We start from the raw sequence: 14,862 nt of genomic DNA on the forward strand, positions 1-14,862 counted from the left end.
ATAGTTAGCCTCCGTACTATTACGTTGTAGAACTACTGCGGAGGGGGCTCCATGACCGTGCTCAACGCGACCATCCCGAACGCGACCGCGCCGAACTCGACCGTGCTCAACGCGGTGCGCACCACCCTGCCGCCGGATTCCGAGTGGCAGCCGTCGCATCCCGCCGAGGTGCCGCTGCTGATCTTCGTGGTCTACGGCGCGCTGGACGTGGCCGTGGACGACCGGATGGAGTACCTGGCCACCGGCGATCAGCTCTACCTCCCGGCCGGCGCGCGGCACAGCTGGCGGACCCCGGTGGACAGCGGCGTGGAGATGGTCGTGATCACCGCGAGCTGAACCTTGACCTCCAGCGCACTGGAGGTAAGAGACTGCGGGCATGACAACGCCGACCCAGCCGACCACCAACGACGAGTGGACCGTTGACGCCGTCGACGTGCGCGCCTACCTGGACCGGATCGCCCACCCGCCGGTGCCCGCGCCGACCGTCGAGGCGCTGCGCACCCTGCACGCCGCGCACAGCTCCGCGATCCCGTTCGAGAACATCGACGTGCTGCTGCACCAGCACCCCGGCGTGGACCTGAAGCTCATCGCGGACAAGCTGATCAACCGAAGGCGCGGCGGCTACTGCTACGAGCACGGGCTGCTCTTCGCCGCGGTGGCCACCCAGCTCGGTTATCCGGTCCGGCGGCTGCTGTCCCGGATCGACCCGTACAAGCCCAGCTTCCGCACCCACATGACCCTGGTGATCACCGCCGAGGGCCGGGACTTCCTGGTGGACATCGGTTTCGGCGCCGGCATGTTCGCGCCGATGCCCCTGGTCGACGGGCTGGTCACCGAGCAGGCCGGGTGGCCGCACCGGCTGGTGTGGGACGCCCCGAACTGGGTGCTGCAGAAGCTGGAGGACGGGAACTGGCGGTCCCTGCACGGCTTCGACGAGCAGGTGCAGCACCCGGTGGACTACGCGGTCGCGCACCACTTCGTCTCCACCCACCCGCGTTCCCCGTTCGCCCAGCAGCTGGTGGTGATGCGCCTGGCACCGGGCGTGAGCCGCCGCCTGGTCGGCGGAGAGCTGATCGTGGAACGCGCCGACGGCCCGACCGAGACCAGGCCGGTCACCCCGGCCGAGGCCGTCGAGCTGCTGCCGGAGTTCGGGGTGGAGCTGACCGGGGCCGAACGTCAGGCGTTGCTCTCCAGGATCAGCTGAAACAGGGGCGCGGCCGGGGCGCCGAGCGCGGTGACCGCGGCGGTGACCCCCAGCGCGTACCACCGGTCCTGCAGGGTGCGCGGCAGCAGTAACGCGGCCAGCACCCCGCAGCCGAGCATGGTGCCTCCGGCGATCTCCTGGGTGTTGCCGGGCTGGTCGGGGGCGAGCACGAACAGCCGGTACAGGCCCTCCCACAGCAGCACCCCGCCGATCACCCCGATGCCCAGGAAGGACCAGGGGCGCACGCAGTAGCGGCGGCAGGCCCCGGCGTAGCCGAACACCGAGCCCGCCATCACCGCCGCGCCGAGCCAGATCCCGGCCTCCCCCAGGGTGGCCCAGCCGAAGTGGCCCGGCAGGATCTCCGCGCCGACGTACCAGACGGTCAGGCCGATCCACAGCGTGGTGACGCCGTAGAGCGGGGAGCGCCACAGGCTCCAGCTGGTGAGCGTGCCGACCAGGTAGGCGGTGGCCGCCCAGGTGGCGGTGGAGTTGGCCAGCCAGGTCAGGCCGGTGGCCTGCAACAGGAACGTCACCCCGCCGAGCAGCAGCCCGGCGAGGGTGACGATCAGCCAGTCGCGGCCGGTCCGGGTGTCGCCCTGGACCTGCGCCGGGGGGAGCATCGCGGGCCTCAGTCGCGTTCGATGAGGTGTCCCACCACATCCGGACCGGGGTGGGCGTGGCCGGAGCCGTCCCGCCGGGGGTCCACCTCCGGCAGCTCCACCGGCGACCCGCTGCCGTTGGCGCCTGCCGGACGCGGCCCGATCCAGGCCATGTGCAGGTGCGTCTCGCCCTTGAGGAAGCGTTGCGAGCGGACCCCGCCGGTGGCCCGGCCCTTGGGCGGGTACTCGGCGAACGGGGTGACCTTGACGCTCTGCCCGGTGGAGGTGACCACCATCGGCTCACCGTGCTCGTCGTCGTCGGTGCGGATGGCGCCGAAGAAGACCACCTTGGCGTCCTTGCCCAGGTTGACCCCTGCCATGCCGCCGCCCTTGAGGCCCTGCGGCCGGACCAGGTTGGCCGGGTAGCGCAGCAGCGAGGAGTCGCTGGTGACGAAGGCGAGGGTCTCGCTGCCGTCCACGAGCCAGGTCAGTCCGGCGATCTCGTCGCCGTCCTTGAGCGAGATGACCTCGAACTCATCGGAGCGGACCGGCCATTCCGGCGAGCACACCTTGACCACGCCCTGCCGGGTGCCGATGGCCAGGCCAGGCGAGTCCCCGGCCTGTTCGCCGAGCGGGGCGATGCCGACGACCTTCTCCCCCTTCTCCAGGGGCACGAGTTCGCTGGCGGCCATGCCGCCGGAGAGGGAGACGGTGCCGGACTGCTCGGGCAGCACCGGCAACGGCAGCACGTCGGTCTTGAACGCGCGACCGAGGGTGGTGATCAGCAGGACCTGGCCGCGGGCGGTGGAGTGCACCACCGCGGCGACCGCGTCGTGCTTGGTGCGCCCGTTGCGCCGCCGGGCCTCGGAGGACTCCTCGGATTCGGCGGCGGTGCGGGCGACCAGGCCGGTGGCCGAGAGGATCACCTGGCACGGGTCGTCGGCCACTTCCAGGGGCCCGGCGGGCTTGGAGGCGGCCAGGACCTCCTTGAGATCGCCGTCGATCAGGGCGGTGCGGCGCTCGAAGCCGAGGTCCTTGGAGACCTTGGCGAGTTCGGTGGAGACGACCTTCTTCAGCACCGACTCGTCGTCGAGGATCTTGGACAGTTCGGCGATCTCGGCTTCCAGCTTCTCCTGCTCGGCCTCGAGTTCGATCTTGTCGAACTTGGTGAGGCGGCGCAGCGGCGTGTCCAGGATGTAGGCGGCCTGGATCTCCGAGAGCTTGAACTGCTTCATCAGGCCGTCCTTGGCGGCCTGGGCGTTGTCGCTGTTGCGGATCAGCTTGATGACCTTGTCGATGTCCAGCAGCGCCCGCAGCAGGCCCTCGACCAGGTGCAACCGTTCCTGCCGTTTGCGGCGGCGGTGCGAGGTGCGCCGGGTGACGACCTCGTACCGGTGCGCCAGGAAGACCTCGAGGAGTTCCTTGAGCCCGAGGGTCTGCGGCTGGCCGTCGACCAGGACCAGGTTGTTGATGCCGAAGGACTGTTCCAGCGGGGTGAGCCGGTAGAGGTCGGCGAGCAGCGCCTGCGGGTTGACGCCGACCTTGCACTCGATGACCAGGCGGGTGCCGTTCTCCCGGTCGGTGAGGTCCTTGACGTCGGCGATGCCGGTGAGCCGCTTGGACTTGTTCACCTCGTCGGTGATCTTCTCGATGATCTTCTCCGGCCCGACGCCGTAGGGCAGTTCGGTGACCGTGATGGCCTGCCGCCCGCGACTGCCCTCCAGCGGACCGGTCTCGACCTTGGCCCGCATCCGGACCACGCCGCGGCCGGTCTCATAGGCCTTGCGGACCTCGTCGAGGCCGAGCAGCATGCCGCCGGTTGGCAGGTCGGGGCCGGGCACGAACTCCATCAGCCGGTCCAGGGTGGCGTCCGGGTGGTTGATCAGCCAGCGCGCGGCGGCCACGACCTCGCCGAGGTTGTGCGGGATCATGTTGGTGGCCATGCCGACGGCGATGCCGGAGGTGCCGTTGACCAGCAGGTTGGGGAAGGCGGCCGGCAGCACGGTGGGTTCCAGGAGGGAACCGTCGTAGTTCGGGCGGAAGTCGACAGTGTCCTCGTGCAGCTCGCTGACCAGCAGCATCGCCTCCGGGGACATGCGAGCTTCGGTGTACCGCGAGGCGGCCGGTCCATCGTCCGGGGACCCGAAGTTGCCGTGCCCGTCGACGAGCGGGGCGTTCAGGGAGAAGTCCTGGGCCATCCGCACCATCGCGTCGTAGATCGCGACGTCGCCGTGCGGGTGGTACTTGCCCATGCAGTTGTGCGTGACGAAGCCTTCGACGACGAAGGCGTGTTCCTCGGTGCCGACCTGGATGTCGTAGGTGGTGTCGGAGTCGACCGGTTCCACCGATTCCACGGTCAGGAAGGAGAACCCGGACAGTGCCGCCAGCCGGTCCGCCAGCGGGGAGCCGATCCGGCGCAGCTTGTCGATCCAGCCGTCGGTTTCCGCGCGCCACAACGGGAATGAGCGCTCGGCGAGCGGGTTGCCGTGCCGGTCCTTGCCGTAGCGCACCTTGGCGCCGGAGACCGCGGACAGCGAGGCCCGGAACGCCACACCGTCGGTGTCCCGGAACCAGCCGCCGCCCTGGTGGGCCGCGGTGAACTCGGCGATCACGGGCCCGCAGGGCAGCCGGTCGTTGCCCTGCTTGCCGCCGTAGGCGTAGTCCAGCCCGGCCAGCTGCCGGAGCCCGTCCTGCTTGTAACCGATCGTGGACCAGGGCAGCAGCGCCTTGGCGAGCTGGGCCGCGTCCTGCCCGGCGAGGGACAGGCCGTGCAACGTCTTGTGCCCGGTCTTGCTCGCCCGCGACCACCAGTGCCCGTGCATGCCGAGGTCGGCCAGCATCGAGTACATCTGCCGCAGCAGCTGCTCGCTGGTGCTGACCAGCACGATCTCCCGGTTCCGCTTGCGCACGTAGCCGTCGCCGTCGAAGAAGCCGGCCAGGAACGGCAGCCAGGCGGAGCGGTCGCCGAGCACGCTCGCTGGCACGAACTTGTGATCGCTGAGCGGGGTTCCGGCCTCCAGCAGGCCGGTGTGCCGGGCGAAGGTCAGCACGTGCTGGTCGCGGTGCTTCGGGTTCCTGGCCTCGCGCTTGCCACGGGAGACGGTGAGCCCGTTCATGATGGCCCAGCCGTGCAGGGTGTCGATCGGCTCGGTGTCGCACATGTGGATGCGGACCCGGCCGTCGGCGGCCCTGGCCCGGTCCACGGCGAAGCCTTCGGCGACCACAAGGCCCAGGACGTACGGGTACACGTCGTGGCCACCGGGCAGGGTGGCGCGCCGGGCCCGGCCGTAGCCGATGGTCTGCTGCCCGGCGAGGTCCCTGGCCTCGGTCCAGCCGATGGCGTAGTCCGCGCCGACGGTGCGGAACCGCTGGCCGGGGGTCACCAGCATGGTGTGGCCGTTGGACCACCGCACGCGGACCAGTTCGGACCGCGGGTTCTCATAGACCGCGGTGACCGGGACCGCCTGCCCGTGGCCGTCGAGCACCTGCTCGCCGACCTCGATGTCCTCGATGGGGCGCAGTCCACCCGGGGTGGACACCAGCGCGCCCCGGACGAAGCAGTCGCCGACCACGCGCGAGGACTTCACATACGCGTGCGTGGGCCGGTACCCCTGCTCGTTCATCGAGAACAGGATCCGCCGGTGCACCGGCTTGAGTCCGTCCCTGGCATCGGGCAGGGCGCGGGCGTGGATGACCGAGTAGGCGTATTCGAGGTAGGAGTCCTCGATCTCGGTCTTGAGGGAGTTGTCGAAGACCTGGGCGCCCGCCCGGTCGAAGGCGGCCGGGTCGACCTTGGTGGTGCTGCTGCCCTTGCGGCGTGCCATAGCTGTCTGGCTCCTCTGAAGAAACGTGCGCCTCAGGCGTCGATCGCGGCCCGGTCGACCCTGGCCGCCGAGTCGACCAGCCAGTTGCGCCGGGGCTCGACCTTCTCCCCCATCAGCAGCTCCAGCGCGGCTTCGGCGGCTTCGGCGTCGTCCAGGGTGATGCGGCGGACCGAGCGGGTGGCCGGGTTCATCGTGGTGTCCCAGAGTTCCTCGGCGTCCATCTCGCCGAGGCCCTTGAACCGGGGCACCGGGGTGACGATCTGCTTGCCGGCCTTCTCCAGCTTGGTGACGGTGTTCTCCATCTCGCGCTGGGTGAAGGTGAAGATGGTCTCGCTGTTGCGGCCCTTGGTGGTGATCTTGTGCAGCGGCGGCATGGCGGCGTAGAGCCTGCCGTCCTCGATCACCGGGCGCATGTACTTGGCGAACAGGGTGATCAGCAGGGTGCGGATGTGCGAGCCGTCCACGTCGGCGTCGGCCATCAGGATCACCCGGCCGTAGCGCATGGTGGTCAGGTCGAAGGTGCGGCCGCTGCCGGCGCCCAGGACCTGGACGATGCTGGAGATCTCGGCGTTGCGCAGGGTGTCGGCCAGGCTGGCCTTCTGCACGTTGAGGATCTTGCCGCGCAACGGCAGCAGCGCCTGGTACTCCGAGACCCTGGCCATCCGGGCGGAGCCGAGCGCGCTGTCGCCCTCGACCAGGAACAGCTCGCTGCGGGCCACGCCGGTGGTGCGGCAGTCGACCAGCTTGGGCGGCATGGCCGCGCCCTCGAGCGCGGTCTTGCGGCGGGCGGCGTCCTTCTGCTGCTTCTGGGTGAGCCGGACGCGGGCGGCGTCGACCACCTTCTGCAGCACGGTCTTGGCCTCGACCTTGCTGCGCTTGTCCTCGGTCCAGGCCTTGATGTGCCGTTCCACCACGTTCTGGATGACCTTGGTGATCCCGGCGGTGGAGAGTTCGTCCTTGGTCTGGGAGGTGAACTGCGGCTCGGGGATGCGCACGTGGATGACCGCGGTCATGCCTTCGAGCACATCGTCGAGCTGGGGCAGGTCCTCCTTGGGCTTGAGCAGGCCACGGCTCTTGGAGATGGCCTCCTGCAAGGCTTTCAGCGCGGCCCGGTCGAAGCCGCGGCGGTGCGTGCCGCCGTGCATGTTGCGGATGGTGTTGGTGAAGCACTCCACGGTGCGCTCGTAGCCGGTGCCCCAGCGCAGCGACACCTCGACCTGGGCGGTGCGTTCCACTTTGGACCGCATGACGCCGTTCTCGTCGGCGGCGTTCTCGGTGTAGGTGCCCTCGCCGTTGGCGTGGATGATCGCCGAGACCGCCTTGTCACCCGAAGGCGTGAGGAACTCCACCATGTCGGACAGGCCGTTGGGGAAGTGGAAGGTCTCCTCGGTGATGCCGCCCTCGGTGACATCGCGCAGCACGTAGGTGACGCCGGGGACCAGGAAGGCGGTGTTGCGCAGTTTGCCGCGGACGGCCTCGCGGTCCAGCGCGGCGCCGTTCTCGAAGTAGCGGGCGTCGTGCCAGTACCGGATGGAGGTGCCGGTGGACTCGTTGCGCTTCATCTTGCCGGTGACGTTGAGCCCGGAGACGCGGGTGAACTTGGCCTTGGGGCCGGGTCCGTCGAACTCGCCGGGCACGCCGTGCGCGAAGGACATCTGGTGCACCTTGCCCTCGCGCTTGACGGTGACGTCGAAGCGGTGTGAGAGCGCGTTGACCGCGGAGGCGCCGACGCCGTGCAGGCCGCCGGAGGTCTTGTAGCCGGAGCCGCCGAACTTGCCGCCCGCGTGCAGCCGGGTGAGCACCAGTTCGACGCCGGAGAGGCCGGATTTGGCGTGCACCCCGGTGGGGATGCCGCGGCCGTCGTCGTCGACCTGGACGCTGCCGTCGGCGTGCAGGGTCACCACGATCCTGGCCGCGTGCCCGGCGATGCCCTCGTCGGTGGAGTTGTCCACGACCTCGGTGAAGAGGTGGTTGATACCCCGGCTGTCGGTGGACCCGATGTACATGCCGGGCCGTTTGCGCACGGCTTCCAGACCCTCCAGATGGGTCAGGTCGTCGGCCCCATAAAGGGTCTCAGCAGTCACAGGGTCGTTCTCCCGGATCGTGGCACGAGGTGATTCGCCAGCATGACACCGTACTTGAGCCTAGCCGGGTGCTCCGACAGTCCTGAGCGGCCATCAGGAAATGTCGGGCCGGGTGCGGACTGGCACGGCGACGACCAGCGTAGCCAGCAGGGCGGCGATCGTGCCGAGGAGGAAGAAGAGAGGTAGGCCACCTGTGGCCGCGAGGGCGCCGAAGACGGCGCTGGCGACCGAGCTGCCCAGCGTCCGGGCGAGCGAGTTGAGCCCGTTGGCGGCGGCGGCCTGCGCCGGTGGGGTGGCGTCCAGGATGAGCGCGGGCATCGCCGAATAGGCCAGGCCGGCGCCGCCGGAGATGACCGTGGTGGCCAGCACCACGTGCCAGAGCGAGCTGTCCAAGGCCAGTCGCAGGGCGAAGCCGAGCACGACCCCGGCGCAGCCGATGAGCAGGGTGAACCTGCCCCCGCGGCGGGTGATGAGGCGGGCGGCGACCGGGGACAGGGCGGCCATCAGCAGGCCGCCGGGCAGCATGTACAGGCCGGAGGCGACCACGGAGAGTTCGTACCGGGTCTGTAACACGGTGACGGTGCCGAGGAAGTTGACGAACAGCGCGAACCCGGTGAGGAACGCGGACAGGTTGGTCAGCAGGACAGAGGCACGGGCGGCCAGCCGGAGGTCGACGATGGGCGCCCGGCGGCGTAACTCGACCAGGCCGAAGACGGCCAGGCCGAGGGTGGCGGCGCCGAGCAGGCCCAGGGTGAGCGGGGAGTCCCAGCCCCATTCGGCGCCGCGGCTCAGTGGCAGCAGCAGCGCGGTGAGGGCGAGGACGAGCAGGGTGGCGCCGACCAGGTCGACCGGGGCGCGTTCGCCGTTGGCAGGGACCTCGGGCACCAGCCAGTGGACCGCGGCCAGCGCGGGCAGCCCGGCGAGGAAGCAGACCCAGAACAGTCCGTGGAAGCCCCAGACGTCGGCGACCAGTCCGGCCAGCGGCAGCGCGACCGCGCCGCCGATCCCGAGCATGGCGCTGACCAGTGCGATCCCGCCGGCCCGCCGCTCGGCGGGGACCAGCGCGGCGATCAGGCTGATACCCAGCGGAATGGCCACTGTGGACAGTCCCTGGATCGCGCGGCCGACGATGAGCAGGGTGAGGTCGGTGGTGAGCGCGCAGAGCAGCGAGCCGAGCACGAAGGCCACTACCGCGAGCAGCAGAACCCGTTTGCGGCCAAAGAGATCGGCCAGTCGGCCGAGCAGCGGGTTGGCCACCGCCCCGACCACCACGGTGACGGTGACCAGCCAGCTCGTGGTGGCCGGGGAGGCGCCGAGGCGTTCCGGCAGGCCGGGCAGGACCGGGATGAGCATGGTGTGGGTGAGCAGGGTGACCAGCGCGGTGAACGCGAGGACCGTGGTCAGCAACCCGGTGCGGGTGGCGGGCTCGCGCAGTGTGGTCACCCGGCCACCCTACGTTCCCGGCATCGGCCGGTCAGCCGACGAAGGATCTCCAGGTGCGGGGATTCGCCAGGTCAGCCCTGGTTCATGCCGCCGACCCACAGCGGCCGGATCTCCACCGAGCCGCCCTGGATCGCGCCGGGGTGACCCTTGGCGATCTCGACCGCCTCGTCCAGGTCGGCGCACTCGATCAGGACGAATCCGGCGATCTGCTCCTTGGTCTCGGCGAACGGCCCATCGGAGAGCAACACCTCGCCCTGGGCGCCCAGGCGCAGTGTGGTGGCGTCGGAGCTGGGCTGGAGGATGCCGCCGCCCTTGGTGATGCCGCGTTCGGCCAGGTCCTGGCCCCAGGTGCCACAGCCTTCGGAGGTCTCGTCGGCGCGGCTCTCGTCCTGGCAGATCAGCAACAGGTACTGCATGGTCGTTGTCCTTTCTCGCGAACCCGGTACTCCCCCACGACGAACGGCCCGGCGGCTAATCGACAGGACCGGCGACGAGATCGTGGCTACGGTACGGCGATGTCCGAGGACCTCATCCTGCGTTGCGCCCAGGATCCGCGCGTGTCGATCACCTTCGCCGGGGCCGAGGTGACGGCGAACCCCCTGGACAGTCCGCTGACGTTCGCCGTGCGGGTGAGCGCGCCGGGACTGGACGCGGTGGCACACGGGGTGACGCACTACGTGGACGGGATGGCGCTGCCCCGGTTCCTGGAGCGCCTGGAGCTGACCGGCTGGGCTGGTGAACTGGCCTGGCATAGTACGGATCGCGATATATCCGTGTGCGCGGTATATGACGGCCGCGGATATATGCGGCTGACCTGGACGGTGCGGCCGTGGCGGAAGTCGGCGCAGGGCGAGTGGGCGGCCTCGGTGACGACGGTGCTGGAGGGCGGGTCCCGGGACCGGTTCGTGGCCGAGCTGATGGAGTTCCTGGGCCAGGGGGATCATCGCGGGCAGGACTGAACGGCCGCGGACGGACCACGGCCGTTCAGAATTCCCTGGGAGTTACTTCCCGTTCGGGTACAGGTACTTCTCCGCCGGGATCACCTTGCCGTGTGCCCAGGCGTCGAAGAAGCCGCGCAGGTCCTTGCCGCTGACCTGCTGGGCGAGAGCCTCGAACTGCAGCCAGGTGGCGTTGCCGCCGTTGTTCTCGCGGATCCAGCGCTTGAGCAGGCCGAAGAATGCCTGGTCGCCGACGGTGCGGCGCAGGGCGTGCATCATCACCGAGCCCTTGTGGTAGAGCGCCGGGTCCAGTTCCTTGCCGGGGCCGGGGTCGAACAGCGGGACGTTCCAGAACTCGGGCTTGTTCCGGTTCTCCTCGACGACGCCGCGGTAGAAGCCCTTGTCCAGGTCGGCGCCGTTGTGTTCCTCCCAGAGCTGGTTGGCGTACTGGGCCACGCACTCGTTGAGGCAGGCGTTGCGCCAGTCGGCGACCGAGACGGCGTTGCCGAACCACTGGTGGGTCAGCTCGTGTGCCATGGAGGCGTCCCACATGCCGCCGGAGTAGGTGGGGCGGCTCTGCGTCTCCAGGGCGCCGAGGCCGCTGGCGTTGACGATGATGCCGCCGGTGCTGCTGAACGGGTAGGGGCCGTAGAGCGAGCTGAAGTAGTCCAGCATCGGCTGCATCAGGGCCTCGGAGGCCGGTTCCGGGGTGGTGCCGCTGCCCCAGGCGTAGATCGCCGGCTTGCCGTCCTTGAGGGTGCTGGTGCGCATGGTGAACTTGTCCACCGCGACCGTGGACAGGTAGGTGGCCATGGGCTGGTCCTCGTGCCAGTGGAAGGTGCTGCGGCCGTCGGCCTTGCTGGTCTGGCCGGGTTTGCCGTTGCCGACCGCGGTCCAGCCCTCCGGCACGGTGGCGGTCAGGGAGAAGGTGGCCTTGTCCGAGGGGTGGTCGTTGGCCGGGTACCAGCTGGCGGCCGAGTGCGGTTCGCCGCTGGCGCTGAAGCCGCCGCCCTGGATCGGATTCCAGCCCTCGGTGCCGTGCTTGCCGGAGTAGCGGACGCGGACCTTGAACTTGCTGCCCTTGCGGATCCGCTGCTTCGGGGTGATCACCAGTTCGTGCTCGGCCTCACGCCGGTTACCCGCCTGGGCACCGTCCACTGTGGTCGAGTCGACGGTGAATCCGTTGAGGTCCAGGTGGAACAGGTCCAGGTCGCGCTGGGCGACGGCCGTGACGGTGGTGTCGCCGGTCAGCGCCTCGGGCTTGGCCGGGTCGTAGTCGATCTTCACGTCGTAGTGCTCGACCTGGTAGCCGGAGTTGCCGTCCTTGGGGTAGTACGGGTCGCCGACCCCGGCCGGGTCCTGGGCCAGGCCCCAGACCGCGGTGATCATCGCGTTGGTGCTCATGGTCTCGACCTCGGGGTCGAGGTTGGCCAGGGTGTCGCAGGCCTTGTGGTAGCAGTCGTCGAGCGGCGTCATGAAGCCGCCGGTGCGCACGCCCTTCTCGTGGAAGGCGGTGTGGTCCGAGCCGCCGCCCGCGCCGACCTCGAAGGTGTCCTTGCCGCGGTCCTTGAAGTACTTCTGGAACAGCGGGGTGGCCGGGGTGCCGGTGTCGATCACGATGAAGAACTGCGGTTTGGGCGTGGCGGTCATGTCGAAGTTGAGGTAGACCTCGATCTGGTCCCGCTGCACCGGGGTCAGCCCGCCGACGTAGTGCCGCGAGCCGACCAGTCCGCTTTCCTCAGCGCCCCACCAGGCGAAGCGCAGGTGCCGGTCGGTGGGCAGCTTCTTCCTCGCCACGGTGAGCGCGGTGGTGAGCAGCGCCGCCGAGCCGGAGCCGTTGTCGTTGAGGCCGGGACCCTCGGGCACGCTGTCCAGGTGGGCGCCCAGGAACAGGGTGCGGGACTCGTCGCCGCCGGGCCAGTCGGCGATCAGGTTGAAGCCGTCCTTGCCGTCGTGCTGGAACTTCTGCACGGTGGTGCGGAATCCGGCCAGGTCCAGGCGGGCCTTGACGTAGTCCAGGGACTGCTTGAACCCGGGGGTGCCGTGTGCGCGGTTGCCGCCGTTGTGATCGGCGATCTGCTGGAACGCCTGGAGGTGCGGCAGCACGTCCGCATAGGACACGGTGGGCACACCGCCCGCGCCGGTGGCGCCTGGCTGGGCGGTGGCCGGCGCGACGCCGGTGAGCACGACGGCGGCGCCGAGCAGCACCGGCAGCAGCCGTCTGAGGGGTGATCGCATGCTCGGGGAGCGTAAGCGGGAAATGTCAGGGACTTGTTGTGCCGCGGTGAGGAGCCGGTTCTATCGGGGCAATCGCAGGGTGAAGGTGGAGCCGGCGCCGGGTTCGCTGGCGGCGGTGACGGTGCCGCCGTGCGCCTGGGCGAGCTGGCGGACGATGGCCAGGCCGAGGCCGCTGCCGCCGGACTGTCTGCTGCGGGATTTCTCCGCGCGCCAGAAGCGGTCGAAGACCTGGGGCAGGTGTTCGGGGCTGATCCCGCTGCCGGTGTCGGCGACCTGGAAGAGCACCGCCTCGGGTTCGGCGTGCGCGGTGACGGTGACCCGGCCGCCCGCCGGGGTGTGCCGGACCGCGTTGGCCACCAGGTTGCCCAGGGCCTGACGCAGCCGCACCGGGTCCGCCCAGAGTTCCGGGTCGCCGTCCACTGTGGACTCCAGGTGCACACCCGCGGCGTCGGCGGCGGCGCGGTGCGCGGAGACCAGGGTGTCCACCAGGTCGGCCACCCTGAGCTGTTCGGGGTGCACGCGCAGTTTGCCGGCATCGGCCATGGCCAGGTCCTGCAGGTCGTCGATGATGCGTTGCAGTTGCCGGGATTCGGCCAGCAGGAAGGTGATCAGCGCCTGGTCGGGCTGGGTGACGCCGTCCTCGGCCGCTTCCAGCCAGCCGCGGATGTTGGACAGCGGGGTGCGCAGCTCGTGCGCGATGTCGCCGACCATGGCCTTGCGCAGTTCCTCCACCCGCGCCCGGCTCTCGGCCATCTCGTTGAAGGCCGCGGCCAGCCGGGCGATCTCGTCCCGGCCGGTGACCTGGACCCGTGCGGCGGCGTCGCCGTCCTTCATCCGTTGCGCGGCGCCGGTGAGCGCGCGCAGCGGGCGCACGAGGCGCCGTCCGGCCAGCACGGTGATCACCACGGTGAACAGCAGCACCAGCGCGGCCACCCAGAGGATCCGGGTCTGGTTGGCCGGGGACAGGTCGAGGGAGGCCGAGGGGGTGTTGCCGGGGGTGGTCACGTAGAGCACGGCGGGGGCGGCCACGAACGGGTCGAGTTGTTCCTTGCGGGAGGAGGTGAGGCAGTTGTCCACCAGTTCGCCGCCGTTGGGCGCGCTGACCGCGGGCCGGTCGAAGACCCAGGTGAGGTCGAGTTTGAGGGTGGCCCTGGACAGGCCGCGGCGGGTCAGGCAGTCGTTGAACAGCTCGTTGAGCTTGCCGATCGCGGCCAGTTCGGTGGGCTGGGCCCGGTCCAGTGCGAGCTGGGAGCAGCCGTTGACGCTGAGCGGGTTGACCGTCTCGATCTGGGTGCGCCCGTTGGGTTTGGTGACCAGCTGGGCCAGGCCGCCGGTGCGGGTCTGCACGCAGGGCAGCGCGGCCTCGGCGGAGCGGCGCAGCGCGTCCCGTTCGGCCGGGCTGAGCTGGAACGGGCCGACCGCGCGCGGATCGATCCGGTCCCCTGGCGCGCCGGGGGCCAGCGAGCGGTCCAGGTTCAGCGGGTCGATGGTCGCGGATGCCTTGACCGGCAGCTCCTTTCCAGGATCGGTGTCCACAATGGACTTCTGGTCCGGGGTGAGGAGGGCGATCCGGCGGCCGGTGCTCGCGGCGAGTTCGCGGACCAGGCCGTCCACCTGGGACCAGTCGGGGTGGGTGGCGGCGTAGCCGACGAGCTGGTCGTAGACGCGGGCGTCGTCGGCCAGCGCGCGGCCCTGTTCCTGTTGGATGGCCACGGTGGTGGTGCGCACGGCCAGCCACGCGGTGGCGCCGACCGCGCAGACCGCGATCAGGATGGAGGCGGCCAGCAGCCGCGCGAACAGGCTACGGCGCACCGCGGCGCTCGCTGTCGTCGGAGAGCTTGTAGCCAACGCCGTAAACGGTGACCAGGCGGACCGGGCGGCGTGGGTCGGGTTCGAGTTTGCGGCGCAGGTTCATCACGTGCACGTCGATGGTGCGGCTGGTGATGTACCGGTCGAACCCGTGCAGCCGTTCGAGGAGCTGTTCCCTGGTGAAGACGCGTTCCGGTTGCGCGGCAAGGGCTTCCAGCAGCCGGAACTCCCCCGGCGTGCACTCCACCTGCTCGCCGGCGCAGCGCACCTGGTGGCGGCGCGGGTCGATCTCGATGGCGCCCACCCGCAGCACCGGGTCGACTTCGGGCCTGCCGGATCCGGTGCGGCGCAACAGGGTGCGCACCCTGGCCATGAGTTCGCGCGGGCTGAACGGTTTGGTCATGTAGTCGTCGGCGCCGAGGTCGAGGCCGAGCAGCAGGTCGTCCTCGGTGGAGCGGGCGGTGAGCATGAGCACCGGAAGTTCGGATTCGGCGCGCAGGATCCGGCACACGTCCAGGCCGTCGACCAGGGGCAGCATCACGTCCAGCACCAGCAGGTCGGGCTGCCGCCGCCGGACCTCCTCCAGTGCGCTGCGCCCGTCGCCGACGACCACGACCGAATGCCGCTCCCGTTCCAGGTAGCGGCGGATGAGTTCGGCCTGGTGCTCGTCGTCCTCGGCGAGCACGATGTGGGCGCACATACCGGCGATCCTAGGCGCGTCCC

At 70.1% G+C, this 14,862-nt stretch carries 11 protein-coding genes; 3 read left to right on the forward strand and 8 right to left on the reverse strand.

The features are described from left to right. Nucleotides 1–51 precede the first annotated feature (51 nt). Together HNR67_RS36600 and HNR67_RS36605 are read left to right on the forward strand one after the other, a co-directional pair. The gene (locus HNR67_RS36600) at nt 52–336 is read left to right on the forward strand and encodes a cupin domain-containing protein (protein WP_185007531.1); all 285 of its coding nucleotides are present in this window, start codon (nt 52–54) and stop codon (nt 334–336) included. Nucleotides 337–376: 40 nt separating this feature from the next. After that, complete coding sequence (locus HNR67_RS36605) at nt 377–1,204, forward strand: arylamine N-acetyltransferase family protein (protein ID WP_185007533.1); 828 nt, start codon at nt 377–379, stop codon at nt 1,202–1,204. On the opposite strand, the gene HNR67_RS36610 is transcribed toward HNR67_RS36605, so the two are convergent. The 5 genes from HNR67_RS36610 to HNR67_RS36630 all read right to left on the reverse strand — a co-directional run bounded on the left by HNR67_RS36610 (nt 1,177) and on the right by HNR67_RS36630 (nt 9,570). Next, the gene (locus HNR67_RS36610) at nt 1,177–1,824 is read right to left on the reverse strand and encodes a DUF6518 family protein (protein ID WP_185007535.1); all 648 of its coding nucleotides are present in this window, start codon (nt 1,822–1,824) and stop codon (nt 1,177–1,179) included. The two genes, HNR67_RS36605 and HNR67_RS36610, sit on opposite strands and share 28 nt — an antisense overlap. 8 nt (nt 1,825–1,832) lie before the next feature. Further along, nucleotides 1,833–5,627: a DNA topoisomerase (ATP-hydrolyzing) gene (locus tag HNR67_RS36615; RefSeq protein ID WP_185007538.1), complete on the reverse strand. Its 3,795-nt coding sequence runs from the start codon at nt 5,625–5,627 to the stop codon at nt 1,833–1,835. Nucleotides 5,628–5,659: 32 nt separating this feature from the next. Continuing rightward, nucleotides 5,660–7,711 carry a DNA gyrase/topoisomerase IV subunit B gene (locus HNR67_RS36620; RefSeq protein ID WP_185007539.1) on the reverse strand — a complete coding sequence of 684 codons (2,052 nt, stop codon included), beginning with the start codon at nt 7,709–7,711 and terminating at the stop codon, nt 5,660–5,662. Nucleotides 7,712–7,804: 93 nt separating this feature from the next. Then, nucleotides 7,805–9,154 (reverse strand): MFS transporter, encoded by a 1,350-nt coding sequence (locus tag HNR67_RS36625; RefSeq protein ID WP_185007541.1) that lies wholly within the window; start codon nt 9,152–9,154, stop codon nt 7,805–7,807. A 71-nt stretch (nt 9,155–9,225) separates the two neighbouring features. Further along, nucleotides 9,226–9,570, reverse strand: a complete 345-nt coding sequence (locus tag HNR67_RS36630; protein WP_185007543.1) for a YciI family protein — start codon at nt 9,568–9,570, stop codon at nt 9,226–9,228. 99 nt (nt 9,571–9,669) lie between these two features. On the opposite strand from HNR67_RS36630, the gene HNR67_RS36635 reads away from it, so the two are divergent. Beyond that, on the forward strand, nt 9,670–10,113 hold the full coding sequence (locus HNR67_RS36635; RefSeq protein ID WP_185007545.1) for a DUF6228 family protein: 444 nt from the start codon (nt 9,670–9,672) through the stop codon (nt 10,111–10,113). 42 nt (nt 10,114–10,155) lie between these two features. On the opposite strand, the gene HNR67_RS36640 is transcribed toward HNR67_RS36635, so the two are convergent. Genes HNR67_RS36640 through HNR67_RS36650 form a run of 3 tightly spaced genes read right to left on the reverse strand, consistent with a single transcriptional unit; the run spans nt 10,156 to nt 14,839 of the window. Further along, the gene (locus HNR67_RS36640) at nt 10,156–12,330 is read right to left on the reverse strand and encodes a M28 family peptidase (RefSeq protein WP_185007547.1); all 2,175 of its coding nucleotides are present in this window, start codon (nt 12,328–12,330) and stop codon (nt 10,156–10,158) included. A 60-nt stretch (nt 12,331–12,390) separates the two neighbouring features. After that, on the reverse strand, nt 12,391–14,142 hold the full coding sequence (locus HNR67_RS36645) for a sensor histidine kinase (RefSeq protein ID WP_185007550.1): 1,752 nt from the start codon (nt 14,140–14,142) through the stop codon (nt 12,391–12,393). Next, nucleotides 14,132–14,839 (reverse strand): response regulator transcription factor, encoded by a 708-nt coding sequence (locus HNR67_RS36650; protein WP_185007552.1) that lies wholly within the window; start codon nt 14,837–14,839, stop codon nt 14,132–14,134. The genes HNR67_RS36645 and HNR67_RS36650 overlap by 11 nt, the downstream gene beginning before the upstream one ends. Nucleotides 14,840–14,862 lie beyond the last annotated feature (23 nt).

The sequence above is a fragment of the Crossiella cryophila genome, from assembly GCF_014204915.1.
Taxonomy (GTDB): domain Bacteria; phylum Actinomycetota; class Actinomycetes; order Mycobacteriales; family Pseudonocardiaceae; genus Crossiella; species Crossiella cryophila.